This is a genomic window from Streptomyces speibonae, from assembly GCF_984686075.1.
On sequence record NZ_OZ480260.1, the window covers coordinates 3,256,557 to 3,283,120 of the forward strand.

The window sequence follows — 26,564 nt, forward strand, 5'->3', positions numbered from 1 at the left end:
TCATCTCCTTGGATCGTAGTTGTACGGTCGTGGACACCGGATCCGCCCAGAACGGCTACAAGGGGTCACGCAATGGCAGATTTCTCCCGCCTTCCCGGACCGAACGCGGACCTGTGGGACTGGCAGCTCCTGGCTGCCTGCCGCGGGGTGGACAGCTCGCTCTTCTTCCACCCCGAGGGCGAGCGTGGTGCGGCCCGAAGCGCTCGCGAGAACTCGGCCAAGGAGGTCTGCATGAGGTGCCCGGTACGCGCCGAGTGCGCCGCGCACGCGCTGGCGGTACGTGAGCCGTACGGCGTGTGGGGCGGCCTGACCGAGGACGAGCGCGAAGAGCTGATGGGACGGGCGCGCAACCGGCTGGTGTCGGCATCGGCCGCCGGCAGCGGACACGCCACCGCCCCGAACAACTGAAGGAACGTTTCTTCACGAAACGAACGAGCACGCACCAACGCGTGCGTACGCACAGGCATGCACGCACAGGCACACACGGAATAGACACACACGAAACAGACACATACGAAACAGACACACACAGAGGGGCACGCACGACCGGGCACGCGCGCGTGCCCTTGTTCTGTCGCGCGCCTTGTTTCGTCCCGGCGCCTCACCGCGCCGCGGCGGCCGCCAGCTTCTCCAGCGTCGCGGCGACCGCGGGCACCTGCGCGAGGTCCGGCAGGGTGAGCGCGACGATCTGCCTCCGCACGGCTGGCTCCAGCGCCACGGTGCGCACGCCCCGGGGCCGTACGGACTCGATGGCCAGCTGGGGCAGGACCGCGACCCCCAGTCCCGCTCCCACCAGGCCGACGACCGCCGGGTAGTCGTCGGTCGCGAAGTCGATGCGCGGGGTGAAGCCGGCCGCCTCGCACACCTCGACCAGCTGCCCCCGGCAGCGCGGGCAGCCGGCGATCCAGGGCTCGTCGGCGAGTTCGCCGATGGCGACGGACTCCGCGCGGGCCAGCGAGTGCGACTGCGGCACGAGGCCGACGAGCCGGTCCGACAGCAGCGGCCGTACGACGAGGTCGTCCCACTCCTCGGCGCCCGCCGCCCCCTCGTACCGGAAGGCGAGGGCCACGTCGCAGTCGCCCTCGCGGAGCATCTCCACGGAGCGCGGCGGCTCGGCCTCCTCCAGGGAGACGCGCGTGCCCGGGTGGGCGTCGCGCAGGGCGGCCAGGGCCGTCGGGACGAGCGTGGAGCTGCCGCTGGGGAACGACACGAGCCGCACCCGGCCCGCGCGCAGCCCGGCGATCGCGGCGACTTCCTCCTCGGCGGCGGTGAGCCCGGCGATGATCCCGGCGGCGTGCCGCACCAGCGCCTCGCCCGCCTGGGTCAGGCGCATCTCCCGGCCGCTGCGGATGAGCAGGGGCGTTCCGACGGAGGACTCCAGGGCCTTCATCTGCTGGCTGACGGCGGGCTGGGTGCAGCCCAGCTCGCGGGCCGCCGCGGAGAAGGAACCGGTGGTGGCCACGGCGCGCAGTACGCGGAGGTGGCGGGCTTCGATCACCCCTCAAGGATAAGCGGCCCTTTGGTGCGGCGCCGAATATTGCGTCGACGCTTTGACCCTCATCGCTTACCGTTGCGCCGCATGAAGCTTCTGTCTGTGAACCTGGGCCGGCCCAAAACCGTTCCGTACACGGATCATCGCGACGGCGTGACCGGGATCGACAAGCGGCCCGTCGACGGGCCGGTGCGGGTGGCCGCGCCCGGCCCCAAGGGCTTCGGCGGGAGCGGCCTGGACGGCGACGCCGTGTGCGAGACGCGGCACCACGGCGGGGACGACCAGGCGGTCTACGCCGTGGCCCGTGAGGATCTCGACGAGTGGGAGCGCACGCTGGGGCGCGCGCTGGCCAACGGCGCGTTCGGCGAGAACCTCACCACGGAGGGCATCGACGTGTCCGGCGCCCTGATCGGTGAGCGCTGGGCCGTCGGGCCCGAGGTGGTCCTGGAGGTCACCTCCGGACGCATTCCCTGCCGCACCTTCCAGGGCCACATGGGTGAGAAGGGCTGGGTGAAGCGGTTCACGGAGCGGGGTGCGCCGGGGGCGTATCTGCGGGTGATCGAGCCCGGCGAGATCCGCGCGGGGGACGCCGTACGGATCGTTCACCGGCCGGACCACGAGGTGACGGTGGCGCTGCAGTTCCGCGCGGTGACCACCGACCGGACGCTGCTGCCGCGGCTGCCGGAGGCCGGTCCGGCCCTGCACCCGGAGGCGGCGGCCGTGGCGCAGCGGTACCTGGGGAAGTACGGGACGCGGCAGCCGACCTGACCTCCCGCCACGGTCCGGGGGCGCGGTTCCGGGGGCGGAGGCGCAGAGCGGACGGCTCCGCTCCGGGTAACTAGTCTTGGGCCATGACAACGGCTCTGATTACGGGATCGACGGCTGGGATCGGTGCCGCGTTCGCGCGGCGGCTGGCGGCCGACGGACACGACCTGGTGCTGGTGGCCCGCGACACCGGCCGGCTGCGCGAGCAGGCCACCGAGCTGCACGACCGCCACGGCATCGAGGCGGAGGTGCTGACCGCCGACCTGGCTCAGGACCGGGGCATCGAGGCGGTGGCCGAGCGTCTCGGCGACCGGAGGAACCCCGTCGACCTGCTGATCAACAACGCCGGGTTCGGTCACAAGGGCCGCTATCTCGAGGTGCCGATGTCCGATGAGCTGATGATGCTCAAGGTGCACTGCGAGGCGGTGCTCCGGCTGACGTCGGCGGCGGTGGAGGCGATGCGGGAGCGCGGGCGCGGAGGTGTCGTGAACGTCGCCTCGACCGCCGCGTTCGTGCCGCGCGGTACGTACGGGGCGTCCAAGGCGTGGGTCGTGCAGTTCACCCAGGGCGCGGCGCAGGACCTCGCCGGCCACGGCATCCGGCTGATGGCGCTGTGCCCCGGCTTCGTGCGCACCGAATTCCACGAGCGGGCGGGGATGGGCACGGACAACATCCCGAAGTGGATGTGGCTCGACGCGGACAAGGTCGTCGCGGCGGCACTGGCGGACCTGGCCCGGGGCAAGACGCTGTCGATCCCCGACCCCCGGTACAAGGCGCTGCTGGGAGCGGCGAAGCTGGTCCCGCGCGGACTGCTGGGCGGGATCTCGTCGCGGACGGGACGGAAGTACGGGCCGCGGTAGCCCCGCGCGGGTGCACCGGCACAGTGGGACGCGGCCCGCTCCCCGGAGGAGAATGGGTGCTGACAGGACCGACCCGGACCCAGGGGGGACCGGAGGCGAGTGTCATGACCTTCGTACAGCTCATCGACTGCCGGACGAACCGGTTCGAGGAGATGGACCAGCTCATGGACCAGTGGGTCGAGCAGACCAGGGGCAAGAGGACGGCGACCCACGCGGTGGTCGGCAAGGACCGCTCGGACACGTCGCACGTCGTCGAGATCGTGGAGTTCCCGTCGTACGAGGAGGCGATGCGGAACTCGCAGCTCCCGGAGACCGACCGGATCTTCCGGGAGATGGTGGCGCTCTGTGAGGAGATGCCGACGTTCACGGACCTGGACGTGGTGCGCGACGCGCAGCTGAACACGGACTCCGCGCGGCGCTTCTTCGAGGTGGTGAGCACGGCGGAGGACCTGTCCCCGATGACGGGCCTGGTCGAGGAGCACTACCACGACCACGATCCGGCCAACGAGCAGGACATCGTCGGCCTCGATCACTTCCGGCGCGAGATGGACGTGTGGCGCGGCGGCTTCGACTTCTCCTTCACCCTCGAGGACCAGCTCGCCGAGGGGGACCGGGTGTGCACCCGCTGGAGCTGGAAGGGCACCCACAAGGGCGACTTCCTCGGCATCCCGGCGACGGGCAAGGACGTCTCCATGACGGGCACGACCATCTTCCGCTTCGGCGACAACGGCAAGATCGTCGAAGGCTGGTGGCAGTACGACCGGCTGGGGCTGATGGCGCAGCTGGGTGCGCTGGAGCCGACGGAGCTCTGACCCGGCGCACGACCGGGACGCGCAGGACGTTGCCACGCGTGAGTCAGGGGCGGCGGGAAGCGCAACAGGCCTCCCGCCGCCCCTTGTTCGTCTCAGGCGTCTGCGGCCATCCGCACGAACGCCGTCCACTGGCCGGACGGCACGTTGAGGATCGCCACGTCCGGGCACTTGGAGTCACGGATCAGCACGGCCGTACCGGCGTCCGCGACCTCGACGCACTGGCCACCATCACCAGCGCTGTAGCTGCTCTTCACCCAGGTCAACCGTGCTGCCTGATCGTCGTTGGCGTTCACAACTCTCCCAAGAGCTTCTCGATCCAGGCCAGCGACTCCCTGGGGGTCATCGCTTGCGCCCGCAGGACTCCGTACGTGGACTCGAACCCCTGGACCTTCGCTGGCGCCGTATGCAGGGCGCTGTTGCTCTGCACCTCCGTGTACGCCATCCTCCGTTGTTGCCGCGTGAGGATCAACGTGAAGGGCCCGGCGACTCCGGCATGTTCGTCCCGTCCGGTCGGCATCACCTGTAGCTCTACGTTGCGTTCGTGTCCGGCGAGCAACAGGTGCTCCAACTGGGCTCGCATGACCTCCGCGCCCCCGAGGGGCCGACGCAGGACGGTCTCCTCGATCACGAAGCTCAGCAGCGGCGTGGGGCGCCGCGTCAGCAACTTGTGCCGGTCCAAGCGCGCCGACACCCGTTGCTCGACGGTCTCCGCGTCCAGCAGTGGCCGCCACATGCTGAAAACCGCGCGTGCGTACTCTTCGCATTGCAACAAGCCATTGACGACATGAGCGTCATAGGCGTGCAGCTCGGCAGCATCGGCCTCCAAGGCCGCGAACTCGCGGAAGAACCCCGGATACCGAGCCTTCGCCACCTCCCCCTTCATCGCCACCAGCAGCCCCCGCCCGCCCACCTCCCGATCCACCGCGTCCACCAGCTCCGGCCGGGGAATCCGCCGCCCCTGTTCCACCGCCGCGATCTGCGCCTCGCCGTACCCGACCCGCTCGCCCAACTGCGCCTGCGTCAGCCCCGCGGCCTCCCGCAGCAGCTTCATCTGGCGGCCGAAGCAGCGCAGGAACTCCCCGTTGGAATCGGCGCCCGCGCCGCCCTCCACGCCCGCACCCGAGTCCGCTCCCGACTCCATCGCACCCACCCCTCCGCACATCCGTCCGCAGCTCACCCGTGCTCGCACCGTAGGACGCCCCCGCATCAACCTCGCCAATAACGGAAATCGTTACGTCGCACGAGTGAACGCCCCCGCTCGCCCTGCGATGCCTCCTCAGCGGGGCCAACGTCGGGAACCCCGCCGTCGGACGCTTCCTGCCGACCTCGTCGACAGACCGCCCGGCCTTCCCACTTCACTGACGTTTTCTCAGCGGTGATCACTTCCAGATTCGGGACTGTAAAACGATCGGCTCTGTCCCGTAATCGGTGGTAACGACGAGTGACGGGCATCGTTGGCATGGTGTGCGAGATGTCAATGAGCTTGTGAGCGTGGTGTTTTCGGGGTTGTCAGCCCGCGCCATCGAGGGCGTACAGGACGAGGGCGAGGTCATCCGGGTGTCTGCGCGGACCCGGGACGATCCGGTGCCGTGCCCCGAGTGCGGCACGCCGACAGGGCGGGTGCACGGGTTCCACGGGCGGAGAGTCGCGGACGTGCCCACGGACGGACGGCGGGTCGTCGTCTTGGTGAGGTTGCGGCGGCTGGTGTGCCCGGTGCTCGGTTGCTCGCGGCAGACGTTCCGTGAGCAGGTTCCCGGCGTCGTGGAGCGCTACCAGCGTCGGACCAACCGTCTGGCCGACCAACTCGGCTCTGTGGTCAAGGAGTTAGCGGGCCGGGCGGGTGAACGCCTCTCACACGTGCTGGCCTGCTGGATCTCTCGCTCGACCGCCCTGCGCATACTCATGCGCAGGGCGGTCCCGCCGCTGCGCGTCCCGCGCGTGCTCGGCGTCGACGATTTCGCCCTCAAGCGCCGGCATCGCTACGCCACCGTGATCATTGACGCCGAGACCGGCGAGCGGATCGATGTCCTGCCCGATCGCACCGCCGAGACCCTGGCGGCGTGGCTGCGCGAGCATCCCGGGGTCGAGTACCTCTGCCGGGACGGCTCCACCACCTATGGCGAGGCGATCCGCCAGGCCCTGCCCGAAGCGGTGCAGGTCAGCGACAGGTGGCATCTGTGGAGCAACCTGTGCGGCAAGGTCCTGGCCGAGGTCCGCTCCCACGCCGCGTGCTGGGCGACCGCCGTGAACCCCGCCCGGCCCGGAGGTGTCCGCGAGCAGACCACCCGCGAACGCTGGCAGCAGGTCCATGACCTGCTCGAAAAGGGTGTCGGCCTGCTCGAATGCGCCCGCCGTCTCGACGTCGCACTGAACACCGTCAAGCGGTACGCCCGCATGAAGGAGCCCACTGCCGAGCGTCGCGCACCCCGGTACCGGCCCACGCTCGTCGACCCTTACCGCGACCACCTTCGCGCCCGTCGCGCTGCCGACCCGGCCGTCCCCGTCAAACAACTGTTCCGGGAGATCAAGGAGCTGGGATACACCGGCAGCCTCAACCTGCTCTACCGCTACATCACCCAGGGCCGGACCGAGGGCGACAAGCCCGTCACCACCCCGCAGCGCTTCGCCCGCCTCCTCCTGACCCGCCCCGAGAACCTGCGCGACAAGGATGCCGCACTGCTGCGGGAACTCACCAAAGCCTGCCCCGCGATGACTGAACTCGCCTGTCTGACCGGCGAGTTCGCGCAGCTGCTGACGCCGGCTGAGGGCAACGACGCCAAGCTCACCGTCTGGATCACCACGGTTCGCTCCACCGACCTGCCCCACCTGCACTCCTTCGCGAACGGCCTTGAGCTCGACCGCGCAGCCGTCGACGCCGGACTCACCACCCCGTACCACAACGGCCGCACCGAAGGCGTCAACACACGAACCAAGAAGATCATGAGGCAGATGCACGGCCGAGCTGGATTCTCCCTGCTCCGCCACCGCATCCTCCTCCAGTGATCACCACACAGCGCTACCACCGATTACGGGACAGAGCCGATTACGGGACAGAGCCGTTCGATTGACAGACCCCCACGGTCACCGTCGAGGTGTGGGACGGGCCGCCGCCGCAGGAGGACCCGGCGGACTGGGACGAGCAGGCCGAGGCCGAGTTCGAGTCGACGAGCGGTCAGGTCGCCGTGTGGTCCATGCACACGGGCCGGGCGGACGACGTCATCGTGCTGGAGGGCTCCGGTGGTTCGTGGCGGGTCCGGGTCAGTTGCGCGGGCCGGGCCGAGGCCGCCGCCCTGTCGGAGGGGGAAGGCACCGGTCATGGGGTGGAGCGTTACCTCATCCGTTTCTGGCCCGCCGGCGCGTGAGGAAGCAGTACTGCGGCGGGAACGGACGCGCTCCGCTCCCGCCGCAGGTACAGGCGCCTCAGGTCACGTGACGATCTTGACGATGAACCCGTCGTCCATCCCGTCGATGATGCGGTTCTTGGCGTAGAAGCTCTTGAGGATCAATCCGCCGGCCTTGTTGTCGTCCTTCGCTATGGGCTTGGCGGAGAAGTTGAACTTCTTGGCGTCCGCGTCGAACTCGGGCTCGGCAGCCCCTTCGTAGGTGCTGGCGAAGGGGTATTCGTCGCATTCGAGCGCGCCGCCCTGGGTGTAGTTGGCGCCCCAGTACCGCTTGCACTGCTTGACCGCCGCCGCGCGGTTCCTGTCGTTGCGGGCGGCTGCTGTACGACGCGCATGCCACTACGGCCGACACGGCGGCAGCGGCGGTCGAGCTGGCCCGTGCGCAGGCCCGCACGTACGACGTCCTGGTGGCGCTGGAGAAGGTGCCCCGACGGGAGCTCGCCGAACCGCTGGAACACTGGTACGGCAAAGGCAAGGTAGTGGCCTGGCTGCGTGAGCACGGTCACGACACCGCGGGCATCCGGCCCGGCGGCGGGTTCGTCTACCGGTTCACGGCCCTCGATCCCTTCAGCGCCGCCGAGCAGGCTCGTCAGATGCTGGAGCGGATGACAGCCCGCTCCCAGTTCTTGCGCCGCGACCGGGGCGGTGTGCGACCCCTCCCTCACATCTGGGTCGCCGGCCACCCGCGGCCCATCCCACTCGATCCCCCCGCGCGCGGCGCAGATGTCCTGACCCTGGTCAATGAAGGGCACCTGTACAAGGTCGCCGGCGCCCGCAGTCGGACCGACGATGCCCTGGAGCTGGCGGCCGCGGTCAACCGTGGCCCATTGGCCCCGGCCGTGGCGGGCGCCTGGGCAGCCATCGAGTCATTGCTGTCGAACCCCGATGACCCCAAGGGAGAGGGCGAACGGTCCGGTAAGGCAGTGGCCGCAGAGCGGATGGCGGTCATCATCGCGTGTTCCTGGCCCCGGGCCGAGCTCACTGCCCTCGCACACCGACACAAGCCACGCACACCGGACGAACTAGCCCGGTTGGTAGCAGGATGCACCACGAATCAAGAGCGAGCCCGCGTGGTCGCAGAGGCCCTTCTCACCCACGGGGCCACGGCGCTGGACTTCACCGGCGCCTCCACGAAGTACAGCGACCGTCCCGCCGCGCAGCGCATGGCCGACCTGGCGCAGAATCCGCGCCCGGTTCTGAACGATGTCGCCGGCGCCTTCCGGATCGCACTCCGGCGCCTGTACCGGACCCGGAACATCATCCTGCACGGCGGCGCAACTCAGGGCGTGGCGTTGGAAGCCTCACTCCGCACCGCCGCCCCCTTGGTCGGAGCGGGCTTGGACCGGATCATCCACGCCGATTACGTCGAAGGCCTTGATCCGCTCGCCCTGGCCGCTCGCGCCGACATCGCCCTGACTCTCGTCAACGGCGAATCTGGGCTCTCCGTCGTAGACCTCCTCGAGCCCGTCTGACCGCGCATACGGCTGCAGCGGACAGCCGTCGGAACGGACCGACGGACGCCCGCCCCGACAAACCCGACAGCCTCGCCCGCCGCCCCGACAGACGACCGCCGTGGGGGCGTCGCTCCTGGTGAACGGGGGTGTGGGCGCGGGATCTTCAGGGCATGACCACTTCCCCCCGCCGGGAGCGGCGGTCCGCGCTGCCGCTCCCGCTCGCCGACCAGACGGTGCTCTCGTTCCGCTTCACCCCGTCCCCGCGCGGCGCGCGGCTGGCCCGCCGGCTCGCCTCCTGCCAGATGGACGCCTGGGGCTGGCGCTACGGCACCCCGGCGCACGACGCCGTCGAGCTGGTCGCGGCCGAGCTGGCCGCCAACGCCGCGACCCACGGCCGGGTCCCCGGCCGGGACGCCGAGCTGCGGCTCAGCCGGGAGGAGGACGGGCACGTACGCGTCGAGGTCAGCGACGCGCGGGGCGAGCGGCTGCCCGAGGCACGGGACGCCGGGAGCGAGGAGGACGGCGGGCGGGGGCTTCTCCTCGTCGCCGCCCTAGCCAAGGAGTGGAGAACGGCTCCGCGCCCCGGCGCCCCCGGAAAGACGGTGTGGGCCGTGGTGCCCGCCGCGCCGGTCCGTCAGTAGTGGTACCGGGCCTTGATGATCACGACTTCCTTCTCGGTGGCCCGGTAGACGAGGCGGTGCTCGTCGTCGATCCGGCGTGACCAGTACCCCGACAGGTCGCCCTTCAGCGGTTCCGGTTTACCGATACCGGTGAAGGGGTCGCGCTGGATCTCGCCGATCAGACGGATGAGCTTGCGGAACAGCTTCTTGTCGGCGGCCTGCCAGTACAGGAGGTCCTCCCACCCGGTGGGGCGGAACCGTACATCCCTCACTCGCCGTCCTCCGCCAGGGCCTCCAGCTCCGCCATGCTCCTGGTGATCACCGGGGTGTCGGCGGCCCTGTCCGCGGCGACGGCCGCCATGAGGTGGGCGGCGTTGGCCGGCGAGCGCAGCAGGTAGACCGTCTCCTGCCAGGAACGGAAGTCGTCGGCCGACATCAGTACGGCGTCGCCGCCCCTGGAGGTGATCTCCACGGGCTCATGGTCGTCGTTGACCTGCTGGATCAGCGGGAAAAGCCTGGCCCGGGCCTCGCTGGCAGTGATGGACATGCCTCTCCTCCACAGAAACCGGTACGGGGAGACCGCACCAGTCGAATGGTACAAGTATCCGGTACCAGTTGCACGGCCTCTTGTCACCCGGGCCAGGATTCGCGCCGCGGCTGGCAGGATAAGGAGGGAGATGTGAGGCGCCCGGGTCTGACCGCGCGGGCCCCGGAAAAAGCCCGGCCGCGGGGGTGGCCGGGCATGTGCTGTGGGGAGTGGGAGCGGCTGATGGCCAGGGGCGCGGGCGGGACGGTCGTACTGAGGGACGTTAGGCGTTCTTGCGGACGGCGCCGCGGATCAGTTTCAGCGCCTTGTCGAACTGCGCCTGGAGCTGCGGCGTGACCACGTACTCCTCGACCCGCCCGGCGGACCGGCCGCTGAACCCCTGGGACAGCTCGACCTTGAAGTCGCCGGCGTAGACGTTGCCTCGTTCACCGCGCCGCCCGAGTTCACCGTGCTCAGCGGACGGACGGAGATCGGCCGCACCGACCCGGACCTGCTCACCGAGGAGACCGACGGTCCGCGCAAGCTGCTGCTGGCGGGCCGCAGTTGGCTGGTGACGTACATCGACTGGCGGCGCCGGCGCTGCTTCGTGGAACCCGTGGACGAGGGCGGGCGTGCCAAGTGGAGCGGCTTCGGGGCGCACCGCGTCCGGTCCTTCACCCTGGCCCATGCCGTACGTGACGTGCTGCTCGGGGGCGAGCCGCCGGTGACTCTGACCCGGCGCGCGGAAGCCAAGCTCGCGGCGACCCGGGAAACGTACCTGGACGTCGTACACCCGGCGGGCACGGTCATCACCCGCCGGGGCGACAGCGACGTGCGCTGGTGGACCTGGGCCGGGCACCGGGCGAACGCCACCCTGGCCGCGTCGCTTCCCTCCGTGGTCCTTCGGCACCGGACCGTCGACGACCGCTTCATCCGGCTGCGCGACGACGTCACCCCGCAGTCATGGCGGGCGGCTGTGACGGACGCCGGGACGGGCCTGAGCCTGCCGGAAGTGGACCCGCACGCTGTTCGAGGGCTCAAATTCGCGGAGGCGCTGCCCTCACGGCTGGCGGAGGCCACGCTCGCCGCGCGGCTGGGTGACGGCGACGGGGCCCGGGCGGCCCTGGCGGAGCCGGTGCGCTTCCTGCTGCGCCAAGAGGGCTGACCGCGTCCCGGCGACCGGGCCCACCGCCGCGTGAACAAGCGGTACTGCGGCGGGTGACGCGTCTACGTGTCGTATCCGCCGTCTCCGATCACGACGTGCGGTCTGCTGTTCACCGCGTCCGGCGCCCATTGGACCTCTCCAGCGACTACCGCGCCCCGGCAGGGCGAATCCCCAGCCGTCAGGCGTGGGGAAGACGGACGGCGGTGTAGGCGTTCCGGATGAGTTCATCGAGGGCCGGCGGGGCGTCGTCATGTGTCCACGACTGGAAAGCCGTACGGAACAGGGCGAGGGCCACCTCGACCTGGGCCTGAGCGGTGAAGGGTTCCTCGCCCCGTTCGACGAGTGCCTGTGTGAGCGCCTGTGACCAGGTGCGGAGCTTCCACAGTTCGCGTTCCGCCAGGTCCGGTACGGACTCGATGACGGTCGCGCGTCTGGCCATGGCGCCGCGGCGCGGTTCGAAGTCCCGCGCGACCGCGCGCAGGGCCTCCCGCAGGGCGCCGGAGGCGGACGACCCGGAGTCCGCCACGGCGGTGACCATGAGGTGCTCGATCCGGCCCTCGTCGCCGAACAGCACTTCGCTCTTGTCCTTGAAGTGGCGGTAGAAGGTCCGGTCGGTCACACCGGCCCGCTCGGCGATGGACGCGGTGGTCGTCGCCGCATAGCCGTGCTCCAAGAACAGGTCGAGGGCGGCTTCCTGGAGTCGCGCACGGCTTCCCGGTTTCCAGCGGCTCATGAGCCGACCCTATCAGGGATGTCAGATTATGACGTCAAGTGCTAGCCTCGTTGATGTCATAACCTGACATCAACGTGAGGACGATCATGCCCCGTGCAGATGTGGAAGCGCTTCTCTCCTACCTCGCCGCCGCCGACATGCCCGGCATAGAGACCCAGACCCCGGACCAGGCACGCGCCGGCCTGCGTGCGTCGGTCAAGGCCGCGGACCTGCCCGTCGGCGACATCGCCGTACAGCGGCCGCTGACCATCCCGACACGGTCCGGCACGATCGCCGGCCTGCTCCTCGACCCACGGGCGGAGCGTGAGCCCGGCCCGGTGGTCGTGTGGTACCACGGGGGCGGATTCGTCACCGGAGACCTGGAGACGCACGGCGGCTTCGCGGCCGACGTCGCCCGGATGCTCGACCTCCCGGTGGTGCTCGTCGACTACCGGCTGGCCCCGGAGCACCCGTACCCGGCCGCGGTCGAGGACGCGGAGGACGCCGCCCGATGGGTCGCCTCCAGCCCCCGTGAGCTCGGCCGGGAGGCCGATGCCCTGGTGCTCGGCGGAGACAGTGCCGGGGGGACGCTGACCGTCGTGACGGCGATGGCCCTGCGCGACACCCCGGCCGCGGTCCCGGTCCAGGCACACATCACGATCTACCCGGCCACCGACCTCTCACGTCCGTACCCGTCACAGGAGGAGTTCGCCACCGGACGACTGCTGACCGAGGCAGGCCTCCGCTGGTACTACGACCACTACCGTGCCGACGCCCACGACTGGCGCGGCTCGCCGCTCCTCGGCGACCTCACCGGCCTGCCGCCGGCCGTCGTCCTCACCGCGGGCGAGGACCCGATCCGTGACGAGGGCCGCGCCTACGCGGCCGCCCTCGTCAACGCGGGCGTGCCCACGACCTTCCACGAGGCCGCCGGACACATCCACGCCTTCGTCCTCATGCGCGGGGTCGTGCCCTCCACCCGGGACGACCTGGCGCGGGCCTTCGCCGCCCTGTCCGCCACGGTGCGGGCGGCACGCGGCACCGCCCCGACGGCCGCCTGACAGCGCGAACACGCAGCGCCCGAGCGGCTCCGGGGTGGGTGCGGTGCGGGCGTGGGCTAGTCGCCTCCGCCGCCTCCTCCGTCGCTTCCGCCGCCTCCGTCGCCGCCGTCCCCGCCGTCGCTTCCCCAGCCGTCGCCGCCGCCGGATTCGTTGTCGTCGCGGTCCCTGCCGAGGTTGCTGAACCAGGGGCGGTCCCAGACCGCGTCGCCCGCGGACCCGCGCGAGAGGTGCGCCGGACGGAATCTGGCAGCGCCCGTGGCGTCGCCGAGGCCGAAGGAGACCGCGACCGCGTGGGCCATCACGGCATCCAGGGGGTCGGGGCTCTCATGGTGGACGTCGCACAGCGGGAGCAGCAGGGTACCGGGGGCCGGGGTGGTGCCGCGGGGCGGACGGGTCAGTACGGCCACACGGGTGCCGTCGCGCAGCAGTGACGAACTCACGGTGTCCTCGCGGCGCAGCGTCCACTGCCGGTCGGGCAGGCGGATCTCGACCTTGTTCCTGGATCTGCGGAGTCCCCTGCGGAGTTCGAGTCCGGCGGGGACGTCACCGACGGTCATGACCAGACCGTGGGCCCGGTCGACGGAGTCGAGGAGGTAGCCCTGCGGTGCTCTGAGCCGTACGGCGGGAGCGTGCGGGCCCCAGACGTCCACGCGTACCGAGCGGCGGTCCACGGCGACGGTCACCGGTCCGGCGGGGGCGTGCGCGTACCGGCGCGCGATCCACAGCGGTACGCCCTCCGCGTGCGCCCGTGCGGCGAGGGCGGCCACCCGCTCCGGCCCACCGCACCGGCGTACCGCCAGTTCGCCCAGCGCGTGGGCGAAGGCGGCGGCCTGACGTGTTTTCAGGGGCTTGCTGGTGCCGGTCGCCCGGGTGACCGGGACGATGCCGCGGTCCGGCGGCAACGACGCCAGGGGGCGTTCGCTGCCTCCGCCGCCGAGCCAGTGTCCGCGCAGGAACGCGTCCGCCATGGCGGCGAGGTTCAGCTCGGCCGGCGGAGTCGTCCTGCCGCCTCTGCGCAGTCCGCTCTCGGTGAGTTCCACGGTGCGTGCCAGCGGGTTCCGGGACCGCTCCCCGTAGAGCACCTGGTTCATCGCCGTCCCCCTCCTGCTCCGTCTGCCGTGTGGAGAGACCTTCTCCGGCCGGGGACGGTTCCATGATCGGGGCATGGCAAAGGCCCGGTTCCCGTCCGGACGGACGGGAACCGGGCCCTCACTCAGGTACCGGCGACCTTACGTCATCAGTGGGCGTGGCCGTGGCCGCCGGCGGCAGCGGCCGGCTCCTCCTCTTCCTTCTTCTCGACGACCAGGGTCTCGGTCGTGAGCAGCAGGGAAGCGATGGAGGCGGCGTTCTCCAGGGCGGAACGGGTCACCTTGACCGGGTCGATGACGCCGGCCTTGATCAGGTCGCCGTACTCGCCGGTGGCGGCGTTGTAGCCGCTGCCCTTCTCGAGCTCGGCGACCTTGGAGACGATGACGTAGCCCTCGAGCCCGGCGTTCTCGGCGATCCAGCGCAGCGGCTCGACGGCGGCCTTGCGGACCACGGAGACACCGGTGGCCTCGTCACCGCTCTTGTCGAGGTTGCCCTCGAGGACCTTGACGGCGTGAACCAGCGCGGAGCCGCCACCGGAGACGATGCCCTCCTCGACCGCGGCGCGGGTCGCGGAGATGGCGTCCTCCAGACGGTGCTTGCGCTCCTTCAGCTCGACCTCGGTGGCGGCACCCACGCGGATGACGCACACGCCGCCGGCCAGCTTCGCGAGGCGCTCCTGGAGCTTCTCGCGGTCCCAGTCGGAGTCGGTGGTCTCGATCTCGGCCTTGATCTGGGCGACCCGGCCCTGGACGTCCTCCTTCTTGCCGCCGCCGTCGACGACCGTGGTGTCGTCCTTGGTGACGGTCACGCGGCGGGCGGTGCCCAGCACGTCCAGGCCGACCTGGTCGAGCTTGAGGCCGACCTCCTCGGAGACGACCGTGGCGCCGGTGAGGACGGCCATGTCCTGCAGCATCGCCTTGCGGCGGTCACCGAAGCCCGGGGCCTTGACCGCGACCGCGTTGAAGGTGCCGCGGATCTTGTTGACGACCAGGGTCGACAGGGCCTCGCCCTCGACGTCCTCGGCGATGATCAGCAGCGGCTTGGAGGCGTTGGCCTGGATGACCTTCTCCAGCAGCGGCAGCGCCTCCGCGATGGAGGAGATCTTGCCCTGGGTGATGAGGATATAGGGGTCGTCGAGGACGGCCTCCATGCGCTCCTGGTCCGTCACGAAGTACGGCGACAGGTAGCCCTTGTCGAAGGCCATGCCCTCGGTGAAGTCCAGCTCAAGACCGAAGGTGTTGGACTCCTCGACGGTGATGACGCCGTCCTTGCCGACCTTGTCCATCGCCTCGGCAATGAGCTCGCCGACCTGCTGGTCCTGGGCGGACAGGGCGGCGACGGCGGCGATGTCGGACTTCTCGTCGATCGGGCGGGCCGAGGCGAGCAGGTCCTCGGAGACCGCGGCGACGGCGGCGTCGATGCCCTTCTTCAGCAGCGCCGGGGAGGCACCGGCGGCGACGTTCTTCAGGCCCTCGCGGACCAGCGCCTGGGCCAGCACGGTGGCGGTGGTGGTGCCGTCACCCGCGATGTCGTTGGTCTTGGTCGCCACCTCCTTCACCAGCTGCGCGCCGAGGTTCTCGTACGGGTCCTCGATCTCCACCTCGCGGGCGATCGTGACACCGTCGTTGGTGATCGTGGGAGCGCCGAACTTCTTGTCGATGACGACGTTGCGGCCCTTCGGGCCGATCGTCACCTTCACCGTGTCGGCAAGCTGGTTGACGCCGCGCTCGAGGGCGCGACGGGCGTCCTCGTCGAACTTCAGGATCTTCGCCATGGCAGCGGGAGCCCTCTCGGAAATCTGGGTGAAATCACTGCGCCCCTGCGCCCGGCTCCTTGTCGGAGTGCTGGGGCCAGGGGCGCGGTGTCGAGCAAAAAATGCCTGCTTCGAGGCCGGGTGGCCGGGGCGTCGCCCCGGGCCCCCTTACTTCTCGACGATCGCGAGGACGTCGCGGGCCGAGAGGACGAGGTACTCCTCGCCGTTGTACTTGACCTCGGTGCCGCCGTACTTGCTGTACAGAACGACGTCGCCGACCTTCACGTCGAGTTCGACGCGCTTGCCGTCCTCGATGCGGCCCGGACCGATGGCCAGGACGACGCCCTCCTGGGGCTTCTCCTTGGCGGTGTCCGGAATGACCAGGCCTGAAGCCGTGGTCTGCTCGGCGTCGAGCGGCTGGACCACGATGCGGTCCTCGAGCGGCTTGATGGCAACCTTGGAGCTGGCGGTCGTCACGATCCGACCTCCCCCTTCGGAGATCTCACGGGGTTAACTGTCTGAGGTGGCGACCAGGTGGATCCGTCGTCGCGGGTGCCGGACCTGCCCGTCGCGTGTGTTGGCACTCTCCAGGGGGGAGTGCCAGACCTGAGACTATGACTGTGATTAGCACTCGGTCAAGCGGAGTGCCAATTGCCGTGCGGCGCGTCGGGAGTGGAAGGCGTGTTCCGGCGCGCGGTCGCGCAGCCGGCGGCGGCGGTGCGGCGGTGGCTCATCCCACGTAGTCCTCCAGCCTGCCCACCCTCAGCCCCCGCTCCTCCAGCTCCTCCAGCAGCCCCTCGGTCCGTTCCGCCAGGGACAGTCTCGGCGCCTCGCCCGACGGTACGGAGACGATGTCGCCGGGGTTCAGGTGGTGGGGGCCGCGGGTGTAGGTGAGGTGGCCGTCGGGTTCCAGGACCGCCCGCCACAGCACCACCGCGGCGATACCGCAGTCGGCGGCGGCGCGCAGGGTGGTGGTGTCGTACGTGCCGTAGGGCGGGCGGAAGAGGCGCGGGCGGATGCCGAAGCGGGACTTGAGCTTGCGCTGCTGGCCGCAGATCTCGGCGCGCTGTCCGGCGTGGGGCAGACCGCGCAGGGCGGCGTGGTCGAGGGTGTGGTTCTGCAGGCTCGCGCCGACCGCGCGCAGCCGGGCGAAGTGGGCGTAGCCGGGGCCCACCACACTGTCCGTGAGGAACATGCTGACGGGGAGCCGGCGCTCGCGCACCAGGTCGATGAAGCGGGGGTCGCGTTCGGCGCCGTCGTCGTAGGTGAGGAAGACGACCGGGTCGTCGGTCGGGACGTGGTCGACCACGGGCGGGAGGTCCGCACGCGCGCCGCCCGTCGCGCCGGCCGGTGCGGAGACCGGGGCGGCCCGGCCGTCCGGTGCGGTCGCCCGGTCCGGCGCGTCCGGCGAGGCGCATCCGGCGGTCAGGGCCAGCAGGAGGGCCGCGGCCGGGGCCCTCCGCGGGTTCACAGGTAGTCCTCCAGCCGCGCCACCGCGTACCCCTCGGCCGTGATCTTGTTCAGGAAGCGGCGGACCATGTCCGGCATCGTCCCGTCCCAGTCGTCGCGGCCGCGGAAGTGGGTCAGGACGATGTCGCCGGGGTGCAGCGACCGATCCCACTCGCGGTACTCCCAGTGGTCGACGAAGACCTCCTCGTTCCAGAGGGGGACGTGGGTGATCCCGCAGGACTTCGCGACGCGCAGGGTGTCCTTGTCATAGTTGCCGTAGGGCGGCCGGAAGAGGGCGGGGCGCTTGCCGTAGCGCTTCTCGATGATCTTCTGCATGCCGCAGATCTCGCGCTTCTGGCGGGCGCGGGACAGGGCGGGGAGGTAGGGGTGGTGCAGGGTGTGGTTGTGCAGGCCGACGCCCGTGTCCCGCATCTTCTTGAAGTAGCCGTAGTCCTCCTTGACGAGGTAGTCGCTGAGGAAGGCGGTGTAGGGGATCTTCAGTTCGCGCATCATCCGCAGGAAGGCCGGGTCCTTCTCCTCGCCGTCGTCGATGGTGAGGAAGAGGATCTTCTCCTTCGTGGGGACGGTGGTGAAGACCGGCGGCAGCCCCAGCCGGCGGTGGCCGTCGACCTCGAAGCCGTCCCGGGTGGTGATCTCCGGCTTCTTCTCCGGGGGCGGCGGGGCGGTCAGGGGCACGCGCTTGAGGCCCCAGCGCTTCGCGGCGGCGGCCCGGGCGGCGTGCGCGGCGCGCAGCTTGGTGGCGTAGGCGTCGAGTGCGCGGGCCGGCGGCGCCTGGAGGGGCTGCTGGCCGCTCGCCGGTTCGGTGTCGGTGCCGCCCTGTCCGCAGCCCGAGGCGATGGCGGCGAGCGCAAGGACGGCCAGACCGGTCCGAGCGCCACGCGACGGCAGCTTTTTATCGTTTTGTCCTACTGCTCGCATGGGGCCGGATCCTCGCAGCCCCGAGGGCCGGACCCGGCCCGACACCGCCGCCGGAGGCGCACGGTCCACCGACTGGCCCACAATGACCCGGTGAACGACCTCGCTCCCCTCCTCACCCCCGAAGGCCGTGCCCTCCTCGACGAGGTGCGCGACACCGACCCGGCGCACGAACTCACCGTCGCGACCCGGCTGCGTCGTGAGCACCCCGCCGCACTGGTCTCGGCGGCCCTCGGCCAGGCGCGGCTGCGGCAGCGGGCGGTGGCGAAGTTCGGGGAGCGGGACGCGGCCCGGATGTTCTTCACGCCGAACGGGGTCGAGCAGTCGACCCGGGCGAGTGTGGCGGCGTACCGGGCGGAGCGGTTCAGGGAGCTCGGGGTGACCTCCGTGGCCGACCTGTGCTGCGGGATCGGAGGGGACGCGATCGCGCTGGCCCGGGCCGGGATCCGGGTCCTGGCGGTGGACCGGGACCCGCTCACCGCGGCGGCGGCGCGGGCGAACGCCGACGCGCTGGGCCTCGCCGGGCTGATCGAGGTGCGCGAGGCGGACGTGACGGAGGTGGACACGGCCGGGTACGACGCCGTGTTCGCCGACCCGGCCCGGCGCGGGGGCCGGGGGCGCGTTTTCGACCCCGAGGCGTACTCACCGCCGTTGTCCTGGGCGGTCGGGGCCGCCCGTACGGCACCGCGCGCAGCGGCGCTCAAGGTGGCGCCGGGCATCCCGCACGAGGCCGTACCCGGGGACGCGGAGGCCGAGTGGATCTCGGACGGCGGGGACGTGAAGGAGGCAGTGCTGTGGTTCGGCACCGGCGGGGCGGGCACGGTCCGCGCGACCCTGCTCCCGGGCCCGCACACCCTCCTCTCGCGCGGCCTGCCCGACCCGGCCGTCCGCCCGCCCGGCCGGTACCTGTACGAGCCGGACGGTGCCGTGATCCGGTCCCATCTGGTCGCGGAGGCCGCCGCGGAACTCGACGGCGGGCTCATCGACGCGACGATCGCCTACGTCACCGCGGACGCGTACCGTCCGACGCCGTTCGCCACCGCATACGAGATCACCGACCGGCTGCCCTTCCATGTCAAGAAGCTGAAGGCCCTGCTGCGGGAGCGGGGGGTCGGCACGCTGACCGTGAAGAAGCGCGGCTCGGCGGTCGAGCCGGAGGAACTGCGCCGCAAGGTCCTGCCCAAGCCGCACGGCTCCGCATCCGTCACGGTCTTCCTGACCCGCGTCGCCGGCGCACCGACGATGCTGCTGGGCCACCCGGTGCGCTGACCAGGCGTGCCAGGCCAACCAGCCACACCCGGCACCCACCCCGCCGGCCGCCACACCCGGCACCCACCCCGCCCGGTGAGGCACGCCCCGCACCCGCCCCGCGGTCAGTCGCACCCAGCCTCCGCCCCCGCCGACCAGGCCCCTGACACCCACCCCCACCGACCAACCACATCCGGCGCCGCCCCACCGACCAGCAACACCCGGCACCCACCCCGCCCGTCGGTCACACCCGGCACCCACCCCGCCCGTCAGGCGCACCCAACGCCCCGCCCCCGCCGGGCAGGCGCACCCGGTGCCGACGGCGTGCCGGGGTCAGGGGGCGTCGGGGGTCGCGCGGCGCAGGAGGAGTTCGCGTTCGGGGGTGTTGCGGGTCAGGGCCGCCGCTCGGGCGAACTCCGCGCGGGCTTCCTCCGTGCGGCCGAGGCGGGCCAGGAGATCGCCGCGGACGCTGGGCAGCAGGTGGTAGTCGCGCAGTTCCGGTACGCCGGTCAGGGCGTCGACGAGGGGCAGTGCGGCGGCGGGGCCCTCGGCCATGGAGACGGCGACCGCGCGGTTGAGCTCGACGACCGGGGAGGGGGTCCGGGCGGCGAGCAGGGCGTAGAGCGTGGCGATGCGGTGCCAGTCGGTCTCCTCGTAGCGGTACGCGTGCGCGTGGCAGGCGGCGATGGCCGCCTGGAGCGCGTACGGGCCCGGGGCGCCGGCGGCGGTGGCGTCGGCGCGGGAGAGGGCGGTGACGCCGCGGGCGATGAGCACGCGGTTCCAGCGGGCCCGGTTCTGGTCCTTGAGCAGGACCGGCGCGCCGTCCGGGCCGGTGCGGGCGGCGGCCCGGGAGGACTGGAACTCCAGCAGCGCGGTGAGCCCGTGCACCTCGGGTTCCTTCGGCATCAGCCCGGACAGCACGCGGGCCAGCCGCAGCGCGTCCTCGCACAGCGCCGGGCGCAGCCAGTCGTCGCCGGCCGTGGCCGCGTACCCCTCGTTGAAGATCAGGTAGATGACGTCGAGGACCGAGCCGAGGCGGGCCTCGCGGTCGGGGCCGTACGGCACCTCGAATGCGATGTTCTTCCTGGCCAGGGTGCGTTTCGCGCGGACGATCCGCTGGGCCACGGTCGGTTCGGGCACGAGGAAGGCGCGGGCGATCTCCGCCGTGGTCAGGCCGCCGAGCAGACGCAGGGTGAGGGCGGTGCGGGCCTCGGCGGACAGCACCGGGTGGCAGGCGGTGAAGACGAGACGCAGCAGGTCGTCGTCGATGTCGTCCGGGTCGGCGGGCTCCTCCGGCGGGGCCGTGACCGTCGCCTGCTCCCGGCCGATCTCGGCCAGCTTGCGGGCGTAGGTCTCGCGCCGGCGGACGAGGTCGACGGCGCGGTTGCGGGCGGCGGTCGTGAGCCAGGCGCCCGGGTTGTCGGGGACGCCGTCCCGGGGCCACCGCTCCAGCGCGGCGACCAGCGCGTCCTGCGCGAGTTCCTCGGCGATGCCCACGTCCCGGACGACCCGGGTGACGGCGGCGACGACGCGTGGGAACTCCATGCGGAACACGGTCTCGACGCTCCGGGCCGGATCGTCGTGGGGGCCGGTGGCGGGCTGTGGTGTCACAGCCCACCATCAGACACCCCCGCGGCGGCCCGGGCAAAGGAGGGTCCCGGCGGGCGGGCCGGTCAGCCCTCCACGACCTCCCGCACCTCGCAGGTGACCGTCCAGTGCGGCTCGTGCACCTTCAGGAAGCGCTTGGTCCACTCGATCGCCTCGGCCTTGTCCTTGGCCTGCAGCATCGCGTAGCCGCCGATGACCTCCTTGGACTCGGTGAACGGCCCGTCGGTCACCGACAGCCGCCCGCCCTCGTAGTGCACCCGGGTGCCCTCGGCGGTCGGGGTGAGTCCGGCGGTGTCCAGCAGGACCCCGGCCTTGGTCATCTCCTCGATCAGCTCGCCCATACGCTGCATCAGCTCGGGGCTGGGGCCGCCCTCGGGGGCGTTGTTCTCGTCGATCCGGATCATGGAGAGATAGCGCGGCATGGTGGCTCCTCGTGCGGTGCGGACCGGGCTGTTCCCGGCCTCTTCACCCCTGCGTCGAACGGGGAGCTCGGGAATCGACACCCACGCGGACATTCTCTCGCGCCGCCCGGTGATCGCGGCGGGCGAAGGGTCACTTCAGCGAGGCCCACAGCTCCCGCGCGTCCGGCTCGTCGGCCACCACGCGGTTGGGGTCCGTGGGCGCGGGCAGGACGGGCATGGTCACGGTCGTGACGGAGGCGGACGTCAGTCCCCTCAGGCTCTGCCCGAAGCGGGTCAGCTCGCCGAGCGAGTCGAGGCCGGTGTCGGTGGTGAGGCTGCCGGTGACGGCGTCGGCGACCTCGTACAGCCGGGCGGGGCTGGTCAGCAGGTCCTGGCCCGCGATCCGGTCCAGCAGGGCCTTCACCAGCAGTTGCTGGAGCTCGATACGGCCGAGGTCGCTGCCGTCGCCGATGTCGTAGCGGGTGCGGGCGAGCGCGAGGGCCTGAGTGCCGTCGAGGTGGTGGGTGCCGGCCGCCAGCGTCAGATGGCTGCGGTCGTCGTCGATGTCCTCGTCCGTGGTGACGGTGACGCCGCCGAGGGCGTCGACCAGCCGGGCGAAGCCGGAGAAGTCGATCTCGATGTAGTGGTCCATGCGGACGTCCGTGAGCGACTCGACGGTCTTCACCGCGCACACCGGCCCGCCGACCTCGTAGGCGGTGTTGAACATCGTGCCGGAGACCGGCCGGGTGGAGCCTCCGTCGGGCAGCGGGCAGGCGGGCCGGTCGACGAGGGTGTCGCGCGGGATGCTGACGACGGTCGCGGCGGTCCGTCCGGCGTCGAGGTGGACGACCATGGCGGTGTCGGAGCGGGCGCCGCCGCTCTCCCCGCCGCCGAGCGCCCGGTTCTCCGCGCCGCTGCGCGAGTCCGAGCCGAGCACCAGGATGTTCAGGGACCCGGCCGGCAGGGGCTCGGCGGTGACGGAGGAGCCCGGCGACGGGGCCGTCATGGGCCGGACGGGGCGGTCGTCGCCCAGGGCACCGTTGATGTCGACGCTGCGGATGTTGCCGTTGAGCTGCCAGTACGCCCAGCCGGCCGCTCCGGCGCCCAGGGCGAGCAGTCCGGCCAGCGAGAAGCCGGTGATCCTCAGTGCCCGCCTGCGCCGGCGCGTCCGTATGCCGGAGGTGCCGTCCCCGTCGTTGCCGGTCCCGTCGTCCCCTGCCCCGCCGCTCCCCTGATGTTCCGTCACAGACAGGAACATAAGTCCGAATTATGGCGTGCAGCGGCCACCGGTCAGTTTTCTAGTGAAATTCTCAGACTCGGACGGCCGGAACCGGGGCCGAAACTTTCGCCGCGGTCAGGCCCCGGCGGGCGCGGCCGTGCTGCTCCGCACCACCAGGCTCGTCGCCAGCTCGACCCGGGTCGCGGCCTGGGAGTCCTCGCCCTTGCCGAGGTCGAGGACCAGCTTGGCCGCCGCCTCCGCCATCTCCGTCAGCGGCTGCCGTACGGTCGTCAGCGGCGGCCCCACCCAGCGGGCCACCGGCAGGTCGTCGAACCCGACCACGCTCAGGTCCTCCGGGATCCGCAGCCCGAGCTCACGCGCGGCCTCGTACAGCCCGAGTGCCTGGAGGTCGTTGCCGGCGAAGACCGCGGTGGGCCGGTCCTCGCGGCGCAGCAGGGCGAGGCCCTGCCGGTACCCGGCGTCGTGGTGGAAGTCGCCGGACACGATCAGCGCCGGGTCCACCGGCAGCCCGGCCGTCTCCAGGGCGGCCCGGTAGCCGTCGACGCGGGCGCGGCTGCACATCATCCGGGAGGGTCCGCTGATCGCGCCGATCCGGGTGTGCCCCAGTTCGACCAGGTGCCGGGTGGCGGCGAGCCCGCCCTGCCAGTTGGTCGCGCCGATGGAGGGCACGTCGGTGCCCGGGTCGCCGGCCGGGTCCAGGACGACGAACGGGATGGAGCGGCTGGTCAGCAGGGCCCGACCGGATTCGTCGAGGCCGGACAGCACGAGGATCACGCCGTGCGGGCGGCGCGCGGCCACCTGGTCGGCCCAGGTGCGCCCCGGGGTGAGCCGCCCCGCGCTCTCGGAGAGCACGACGCTCAGCCCCGCGTCCCGGGCGACGTTCTCCACACCCCGGATGACCTCCATCGCCCACGCGCTCTCCAGCTCGTGGAAGACCACGTCGATCAGCGGCGAGCGGGTGGCCTCGGCCCGTCGGCGCCGGTAGCCGTGGGCGCGCAGCAGCTGCTCGACCCGGCTGCGGGTGCCGGGCGCGACATCGGCACGGCCGTTGAGGACCTTCGAAACAGTCGGTGCGGAGACACCGGCCTCGCGGGCGATCTCGGCGAGCGTCGCGGTCTGGGTGCTGCGCGCTCGTGTCCGGGTCTCGGCGGGCTGCGGGGAAGTCATGGCGGCGATCGTATCCCTGCCGGACCCTCTGACGAAGACCTCGGAAGCCGACTGTTTCTCTAAACATTCGTCAACCAAATCGAAAGATTCGGATACGATCACGCCAGAGCCGAGCCTCCGCCCGGTGACGACCGCCCGGATTCAGTCGCTCCCCAGCGACTCGAACCGCCACCGGTGCACGGGACGGGTGATCAGCTCCCCGGCCGGTTCCGGGAGTTCGGGCAGGTCCGCGTCGTAGGGGGCGTCCCACCAGGTGATGACCAGGACGCGGTCCTGCGGGCCGCGGAGGGTCTCGCGACGCAGGGGGCGTCCGGGGAGGTCGCGGACCCGTTCCCCGGCCCAGGCGAGCAGCGCGGGGCCGCCGCCGGGGACCGCCCGCGCCTCCCACATCAGCGCGACCGTCATGAGTACAGGTTCTCCCCCGCGGTTTCGTGCGCGTGGGCGTGCGGGTGCGCGCTGCCCGGTACGTGGGTCTCGGTCACCGGCAGGGAGGAGTCGGCCGACAGGTCCCAGTCGGAGGCCGGGCGGCCCCGGGCGACCATCTCCGCGCCCAGGGCGGCGACCATCGCGCCGTTGTCCGTGCACAGCTTGGGGCGCGGCACCCGCAGCCGAATGCCCGCCGCCTCGCAGCGCTCCTGGGCCAGGACGCGCAGCCGGGAGTTGGCCGCGACCCCGCCGCCGATCATCAGATGGTCGACCCCCTCGTCCTTGCAGGCCCGCACGGCCTTGCGGGTGAGGACGTCCACGACCGCCTCCTGGAAGGACGCCGACACGTCGCGCACCGGCACCTCCTCGCCCGCCGCCCGCCTGGCCTCGATCCAGCGGGCCACGGCCGTCTTCAGCCCGGAGAAGGAGAAGTCGTAGGCCGGGTCGCGCGGGCCGGTCAGTCCGCGCGGGAACGCGATCGCGTCCGGGTCGCCCTCACGGGCGTAGCGGTCGATGACCGGACCGCCGGGGAAGCCGAGGTTCAGTACCCGGGCGATCTTGTCGAAGGCCTCGCCGGCCGCGTCGTCGATGGTCGCGCCGAGCGGGCGGACGTCGGAGGTGATGTCCGAGGAGAGCAGCAGCGAGGAGTGGCCGCCCGAGACCAGCAGGGCCATCGTCGGCTCGGGCAGGGACCCGTGCTCCAGCTGGTCGACGCAGATGTGGGAGGCGAGGTGGTTCACGCCGTACAGGGGCTTGCCGAGGGCGTAGGCGTACGCCTTGGCGGCCGAGACGCCGACCAGCAGCGCGCCGGCGAGTCCGGGGCCGGCGGTGACGGCGATGCCGTCGAGGTCGCGGGCGCTGACGCCCGCCTCCTTCAGCGCGCGGTCGATGGTGGGGACCATCGCCTCCAGATGGGCGCGGCTCGCCACCTCCGGGACCACGCCCCCGAAGCGGGCGTGCTCGTCGACGCTGGAGGCGACCGCGTCCGCCAGCAGGGTGGTGCCGCGCACGATGCCGACGCCGGTCTCGTCGCAGGAGGTTTCGATCCCCAGTACCAGAGGTTCGTCAGCCATGGATCTCGGTTCCTTGTACGCCGTCGCCGTCGACGGGGCTCGCCGGGTTCGCGGGGGTGGACGGGTCGGTCAGCCGCATCACCAGGGCGTCCACGTTCCCCGGCTGGTAGTAGCCGCGTCTGAGCCCGATGATCTCGAAGCCGAAGCGCTCGTAGAGCTTCTGGGCGCGGACGTTGTCGACCCGGCACTCCAGCATCACTTCGGTGCACTCGAACTCGGTCGCCGCCCGCAGCAGTTCGGTCAGCAGCCGCGAGCCGAGGCCGGTGCCCCAGTGGTCCCGGGTGACGGCGATGGTCTGGATGTCGGCACCGGCGGTGGAGCCGTCGTCGGACTCCGCGCCGGAGGTGGTGAGCCCCGCGTAGCCGACGATCCGCCCGCCCTCCTGGGCGACGACGTAGCGCCGGGTCGCCCCCGGCCCGCGGGCATGGGCCAGCTCGGACCAGAACATCCCGCGCGACCAGGCGTCCTCGGGGAACAGGTCCCGCTCCAGCTCCAGCACGGCGTCGATGTCCCACCAGCGCATCTCGCGCAGCACGGCAGTGTCGGTTCCCGTCACTTGGGGGTGACCACCTTGTAGTTCTTGGGGACCTGGGCGTCGGGCCGGCGCAGATACAGCGGCCGGGGCGCGGGCAGCTCCGCGCCGGCCGCGAGCCGCTCCACGGCCAGCCCGGCCAGGGCGGCCGCGGTCACGTGCTCCGGCTCGTGCGCTTTGGGGAAGGTGTCGGGGTACAGCAGCGCGCCGGCGCCGACCGCGGGCAGCCCCGCGACCTGTCCGGCGATGTCGGCCGGCCGGTCCACGGCGGGGTCGGTGAGGCGGGTGCGGAAGTCGGCGTAGCGCGCCCAGTAGACCTCCTTGCGGCGGGCGTCGGTCGCCACGACGAAGGGGCCCTCCAGGTCGGATGCGTAGGCGAGGCCGTCCAGCGTGCACACACCGTGCACGGGCACACCGAGCGCGAGCCCGAAGGTGTCCGCGGTCATCAGGCCGACCCGCAGTCCCGTGTAGGGGCCGGGTCCGATGCCGACGACGATGCCGGTGACGGCGTCCAGCCGCAGACCTGCCTCGGTGAGGACCCGGTCGATCGCCGGGAGCAGCAGCTCGCCGTGGCGGCGGGCGTCCACCTGGCTCGACGAGGCGATGACGTCGTCGCCGTCGTGCAGCGCGACGGTGACGGCTGGGGTGGCGGTATCCAGAGCGAGCAAGAGCACGCAAACAGCCTACGGCTCCCGCGCCCCGGCCACGGCCGCACGGGCCGGACGGTCACGGACTGCTACCGTCCGTCCACGAACGTACATAACGGAGCACAGC

At 71.7% G+C, this 26,564-nt stretch carries 29 protein-coding genes and 2 pseudogenes; 11 read left to right on the plus strand and 20 right to left on the minus strand.

The features are described 5' to 3' along the window. The first annotated feature begins 72 nt into the window (after positions 1-72). Positions 73-408: a WhiB family transcriptional regulator gene (locus AC5L3C_RS14385; RefSeq protein WP_493649353.1), complete on the plus strand. Its 336-nt coding sequence runs from the start codon at positions 73-75 to the stop codon at positions 406-408. A gap of 193 nt (positions 409-601) precedes the next feature. Here the strand turns inward: AC5L3C_RS14385 and AC5L3C_RS14390 are convergent, their stop codons facing one another. Further along, positions 602-1,498, minus strand: a complete 897-nt coding sequence (locus AC5L3C_RS14390; RefSeq protein ID WP_493649354.1) for a LysR family transcriptional regulator — start codon at positions 1,496-1,498, stop codon at positions 602-604. A gap of 81 nt (positions 1,499-1,579) precedes the next feature. On the opposite strand from AC5L3C_RS14390, the gene AC5L3C_RS14395 reads away from it, so the two are divergent. The 3 genes from AC5L3C_RS14395 (at position 1,580) to AC5L3C_RS14405 (ending at position 3,929) form a co-directional block, all read left to right on the plus strand. Next, positions 1,580-2,260: an MOSC domain-containing protein gene (locus AC5L3C_RS14395; RefSeq protein WP_493649355.1), complete on the plus strand. Its 681-nt coding sequence runs from the start codon at positions 1,580-1,582 to the stop codon at positions 2,258-2,260. 83 nt (positions 2,261-2,343) lie between these two features. Further along, positions 2,344-3,117 carry an SDR family NAD(P)-dependent oxidoreductase gene (locus AC5L3C_RS14400; RefSeq protein ID WP_493649356.1) on the plus strand — a complete coding sequence of 258 codons (774 nt, stop codon included), beginning with the start codon at positions 2,344-2,346 and terminating at the stop codon, positions 3,115-3,117. Positions 3,118-3,221: 104 nt separating this feature from the next. Beyond that, a complete protein-coding gene (locus AC5L3C_RS14405) occupies positions 3,222-3,929 on the plus strand; it encodes an ester cyclase (RefSeq protein ID WP_493649357.1) in 708 nt (235 codons plus the stop codon). A gap of 92 nt (positions 3,930-4,021) precedes the next feature. Here the strand turns inward: AC5L3C_RS14405 and AC5L3C_RS14410 are convergent, their stop codons facing one another. Both AC5L3C_RS14410 and AC5L3C_RS14415 read right to left on the minus strand, forming a co-directional pair. Further along, on the minus strand, positions 4,022-4,183 hold the full coding sequence (locus AC5L3C_RS14410) for a DUF397 domain-containing protein (protein ID WP_493649358.1): 162 nt from the start codon (positions 4,181-4,183) through the stop codon (positions 4,022-4,024). Positions 4,184-4,218: 35 nt separating this feature from the next. Further along, positions 4,219-5,070 carry a helix-turn-helix domain-containing protein gene (locus AC5L3C_RS14415; protein ID WP_493653879.1) on the minus strand — a complete coding sequence of 284 codons (852 nt, stop codon included), beginning with the start codon at positions 5,068-5,070 and terminating at the stop codon, positions 4,219-4,221. Between the two features lie 323 nt (positions 5,071-5,393). Between AC5L3C_RS14415 and AC5L3C_RS14420 the strand changes: the two genes are divergently transcribed. Beyond that, positions 5,394-6,932, plus strand: a complete 1,539-nt coding sequence (locus AC5L3C_RS14420) for an ISL3 family transposase (RefSeq protein ID WP_493649359.1) — start codon at positions 5,394-5,396, stop codon at positions 6,930-6,932. A gap of 89 nt (positions 6,933-7,021) precedes the next feature. Continuing rightward, on the plus strand, positions 7,022-7,291 hold the full coding sequence (locus tag AC5L3C_RS14425; protein WP_185930927.1) for a hypothetical protein: 270 nt from the start codon (positions 7,022-7,024) through the stop codon (positions 7,289-7,291). 63 nt (positions 7,292-7,354) lie between these two features. On the opposite strand, the pseudogene AC5L3C_RS14430 reads toward AC5L3C_RS14425, so the two are convergent. Then, a pseudogene (locus AC5L3C_RS14430) lies at positions 7,355-7,642 on the minus strand (NucA/NucB deoxyribonuclease domain-containing protein); the annotation flags it as partial. 95 nt (positions 7,643-7,737) lie between these two features. Here AC5L3C_RS14430 and AC5L3C_RS14435 point away from each other — a divergent pair. Both AC5L3C_RS14435 and AC5L3C_RS14440 read left to right on the plus strand, forming a co-directional pair. Then, a complete protein-coding gene (locus tag AC5L3C_RS14435; protein ID WP_493649360.1) occupies positions 7,738-8,802 on the plus strand; it encodes a hypothetical protein in 1,065 nt (354 codons plus the stop codon). Positions 8,803-8,954: 152 nt separating this feature from the next. Continuing rightward, positions 8,955-9,425, plus strand: a complete 471-nt coding sequence (locus AC5L3C_RS14440) for an ATP-binding protein (protein WP_125504688.1) — start codon at positions 8,955-8,957, stop codon at positions 9,423-9,425. On the opposite strand, the gene AC5L3C_RS14445 is transcribed toward AC5L3C_RS14440, so the two are convergent. Together AC5L3C_RS14445 and AC5L3C_RS14450 are read right to left on the minus strand one after the other, a co-directional pair. Next, a complete protein-coding gene (locus AC5L3C_RS14445) occupies positions 9,419-9,676 on the minus strand; it encodes a Txe/YoeB family addiction module toxin (protein ID WP_030861082.1) in 258 nt (85 codons plus the stop codon). The genes AC5L3C_RS14440 and AC5L3C_RS14445 overlap by 7 nt on opposite strands. After that, positions 9,673-9,951 (minus strand): type II toxin-antitoxin system Phd/YefM family antitoxin, encoded by a 279-nt coding sequence (locus AC5L3C_RS14450; RefSeq protein ID WP_125504689.1) that lies wholly within the window; start codon positions 9,949-9,951, stop codon positions 9,673-9,675. The genes AC5L3C_RS14445 and AC5L3C_RS14450 overlap by 4 nt, the downstream gene beginning before the upstream one ends. Before the next feature lie 418 nt (positions 9,952-10,369). Here AC5L3C_RS14450 and AC5L3C_RS14455 point away from each other — a divergent pair. Beyond that, positions 10,370-11,095 (plus strand): annotated as a pseudogene (locus tag AC5L3C_RS14455) (DEAD/DEAH box helicase); the annotation flags it as partial. Between the two features lie 178 nt (positions 11,096-11,273). Here the strand turns inward: AC5L3C_RS14455 and AC5L3C_RS14460 are convergent. Then, on the minus strand, positions 11,274-11,828 hold the full coding sequence (locus AC5L3C_RS14460) for a TetR/AcrR family transcriptional regulator (RefSeq protein ID WP_125504690.1): 555 nt from the start codon (positions 11,826-11,828) through the stop codon (positions 11,274-11,276). A gap of 86 nt (positions 11,829-11,914) precedes the next feature. Between AC5L3C_RS14460 and AC5L3C_RS14465 the strand changes: the two genes are divergently transcribed. Continuing rightward, positions 11,915-12,868, plus strand: a complete 954-nt coding sequence (locus tag AC5L3C_RS14465; protein WP_493649361.1) for an alpha/beta hydrolase — start codon at positions 11,915-11,917, stop codon at positions 12,866-12,868. Positions 12,869-12,924: 56 nt separating this feature from the next. Here AC5L3C_RS14465 and AC5L3C_RS14470 read toward each other — a convergent pair whose 3' ends face one another. The 5 genes from AC5L3C_RS14470 to AC5L3C_RS14490 form a co-directional block, all read right to left on the minus strand. Then, the gene (locus AC5L3C_RS14470) at positions 12,925-13,959 is read right to left on the minus strand and encodes a hypothetical protein (RefSeq protein ID WP_164555632.1); all 1,035 of its coding nucleotides are present in this window, start codon (positions 13,957-13,959) and stop codon (positions 12,925-12,927) included. Between the two features lie 146 nt (positions 13,960-14,105). Beyond that, on the minus strand, positions 14,106-15,731 hold the full coding sequence (gene groL, locus AC5L3C_RS14475; RefSeq protein WP_493649362.1) for a chaperonin GroEL: 1,626 nt from the start codon (positions 15,729-15,731) through the stop codon (positions 14,106-14,108). 147 nt (positions 15,732-15,878) lie between these two features. Next, positions 15,879-16,187, minus strand: coding sequence for a co-chaperone GroES (gene groES, locus AC5L3C_RS14480; RefSeq protein ID WP_073932713.1), 309 nt, complete (start codon positions 16,185-16,187; stop codon positions 15,879-15,881). Positions 16,188-16,440: 253 nt separating this feature from the next. After that, a complete protein-coding gene (locus AC5L3C_RS14485; protein WP_493649363.1) occupies positions 16,441-17,181 on the minus strand; it encodes a polysaccharide deacetylase family protein in 741 nt (246 codons plus the stop codon). Further along, positions 17,178-18,098: a polysaccharide deacetylase family protein gene (locus AC5L3C_RS14490; protein ID WP_493649364.1), complete on the minus strand. Its 921-nt coding sequence runs from the start codon at positions 18,096-18,098 to the stop codon at positions 17,178-17,180. Before AC5L3C_RS14490 ends, AC5L3C_RS14485 begins: the two co-directional genes overlap by 4 nt. Before the next feature lie 90 nt (positions 18,099-18,188). Between AC5L3C_RS14490 and AC5L3C_RS14495 the strand changes: the two genes are divergently transcribed. After that, a complete protein-coding gene (locus tag AC5L3C_RS14495) occupies positions 18,189-19,364 on the plus strand; it encodes a THUMP-like domain-containing protein (protein WP_493649365.1) in 1,176 nt (391 codons plus the stop codon). Between the two features lie 312 nt (positions 19,365-19,676). Here AC5L3C_RS14495 and AC5L3C_RS14500 read toward each other — a convergent pair whose 3' ends face one another. The 8 genes from AC5L3C_RS14500 to tsaB form a co-directional block, all read right to left on the minus strand. Next, positions 19,677-20,954, minus strand: coding sequence for an RNA polymerase sigma factor (locus tag AC5L3C_RS14500; RefSeq protein WP_493649366.1), 1,278 nt, complete (start codon positions 20,952-20,954; stop codon positions 19,677-19,679). A 62-nt stretch (positions 20,955-21,016) separates the two neighbouring features. Beyond that, positions 21,017-21,373, minus strand: a complete 357-nt coding sequence (locus AC5L3C_RS14505) for a YciI family protein (RefSeq protein ID WP_125504696.1) — start codon at positions 21,371-21,373, stop codon at positions 21,017-21,019. A 130-nt stretch (positions 21,374-21,503) separates the two neighbouring features. Continuing rightward, positions 21,504-22,610, minus strand: coding sequence for an LCP family protein (locus AC5L3C_RS14510; RefSeq protein WP_493649367.1), 1,107 nt, complete (start codon positions 22,608-22,610; stop codon positions 21,504-21,506). A gap of 96 nt (positions 22,611-22,706) precedes the next feature. Further along, on the minus strand, positions 22,707-23,759 hold the full coding sequence (locus AC5L3C_RS14515; protein WP_493649368.1) for a LacI family DNA-binding transcriptional regulator: 1,053 nt from the start codon (positions 23,757-23,759) through the stop codon (positions 22,707-22,709). Positions 23,760-23,900: 141 nt separating this feature from the next. After that, the gene (locus tag AC5L3C_RS14520; protein WP_493649369.1) at positions 23,901-24,164 is read right to left on the minus strand and encodes a hypothetical protein; all 264 of its coding nucleotides are present in this window, start codon (positions 24,162-24,164) and stop codon (positions 23,901-23,903) included. Then, entirely contained in the window at positions 24,161-25,258 is a 1,098-nt protein-coding gene (gene tsaD / locus AC5L3C_RS14525) for a tRNA (adenosine(37)-N6)-threonylcarbamoyltransferase complex transferase subunit TsaD (RefSeq protein WP_493649370.1), read from the minus strand. Before tsaD ends, AC5L3C_RS14520 begins: the two co-directional genes overlap by 4 nt. Further along, positions 25,251-25,814 carry a ribosomal protein S18-alanine N-acetyltransferase gene (gene rimI, locus AC5L3C_RS14530; protein WP_493649371.1) on the minus strand — a complete coding sequence of 188 codons (564 nt, stop codon included), beginning with the start codon at positions 25,812-25,814 and terminating at the stop codon, positions 25,251-25,253. The genes tsaD and rimI overlap by 8 nt, the downstream gene beginning before the upstream one ends. Further along, positions 25,811-26,464 carry a tRNA (adenosine(37)-N6)-threonylcarbamoyltransferase complex dimerization subunit type 1 TsaB gene (tsaB, locus tag AC5L3C_RS14535; RefSeq protein WP_493649372.1) on the minus strand — a complete coding sequence of 218 codons (654 nt, stop codon included), beginning with the start codon at positions 26,462-26,464 and terminating at the stop codon, positions 25,811-25,813. The genes rimI and tsaB overlap by 4 nt, the downstream gene beginning before the upstream one ends. Positions 26,465-26,564: the final 100 nt, after the last annotated feature.

Excerpts from the sequence above, each read along its gene's own strand:
- AC5L3C_RS14510 (WP_493649367.1), bottom strand. The coding sequence starts at position 22,610 with ATGTTCCTGTCTGTGACGGAACATCAGGGGAGCGGCGGGGCAGGGGAC.
- AC5L3C_RS14505 (WP_125504696.1), bottom strand. The coding sequence starts at position 21,373 with ATGCCGCGCTATCTCTCCATGATCCGGATCGACGAGAACAACGCCCCC.
- AC5L3C_RS14470 (WP_164555632.1), bottom strand. The coding sequence starts at position 13,959 with ATGAACCAGGTGCTCTACGGGGAGCGGTCCCGGAACCCGCTGGCACGC.
- AC5L3C_RS14465 (WP_493649361.1), top strand. The coding sequence starts at position 11,915 with ATGCCCCGTGCAGATGTGGAAGCGCTTCTCTCCTACCTCGCCGCCGCC.
- AC5L3C_RS14440 (WP_125504688.1), top strand. The coding sequence starts at position 8,955 with ATGACCACTTCCCCCCGCCGGGAGCGGCGGTCCGCGCTGCCGCTCCCG.
- AC5L3C_RS14490 (WP_493649364.1), bottom strand. The coding sequence starts at position 18,098 with ATGCGAGCAGTAGGACAAAACGATAAAAAGCTGCCGTCGCGTGGCGCT.
- AC5L3C_RS14415 (WP_493653879.1), bottom strand. The coding sequence starts at position 5,070 with ATGGAGTCGGGAGCGGACTCGGGTGCGGGCGTGGAGGGCGGCGCGGGC.
- AC5L3C_RS14450 (WP_125504689.1), bottom strand. The coding sequence starts at position 9,951 with ATGTCCATCACTGCCAGCGAGGCCCGGGCCAGGCTTTTCCCGCTGATC.
- AC5L3C_RS14405 (WP_493649357.1), top strand. The coding sequence starts at position 3,222 with ATGACCTTCGTACAGCTCATCGACTGCCGGACGAACCGGTTCGAGGAG.
- AC5L3C_RS14395 (WP_493649355.1), top strand. The coding sequence starts at position 1,580 with ATGAAGCTTCTGTCTGTGAACCTGGGCCGGCCCAAAACCGTTCCGTAC.
- AC5L3C_RS14385 (WP_493649353.1), top strand. The coding sequence starts at position 73 with ATGGCAGATTTCTCCCGCCTTCCCGGACCGAACGCGGACCTGTGGGAC.
- groL (WP_493649362.1), bottom strand. The coding sequence starts at position 15,731 with ATGGCGAAGATCCTGAAGTTCGACGAGGACGCCCGTCGCGCCCTCGAG.
- AC5L3C_RS14520 (WP_493649369.1), bottom strand. The coding sequence starts at position 24,164 with ATGACGGTCGCGCTGATGTGGGAGGCGCGGGCGGTCCCCGGCGGCGGC.
- tsaD (WP_493649370.1), bottom strand. The coding sequence starts at position 25,258 with ATGGCTGACGAACCTCTGGTACTGGGGATCGAAACCTCCTGCGACGAG.
- AC5L3C_RS14400 (WP_493649356.1), top strand. The coding sequence starts at position 2,344 with ATGACAACGGCTCTGATTACGGGATCGACGGCTGGGATCGGTGCCGCG.
- AC5L3C_RS14515 (WP_493649368.1), bottom strand. The coding sequence starts at position 23,759 with ATGACTTCCCCGCAGCCCGCCGAGACCCGGACACGAGCGCGCAGCACC.
- AC5L3C_RS14460 (WP_125504690.1), bottom strand. The coding sequence starts at position 11,828 with ATGAGCCGCTGGAAACCGGGAAGCCGTGCGCGACTCCAGGAAGCCGCC.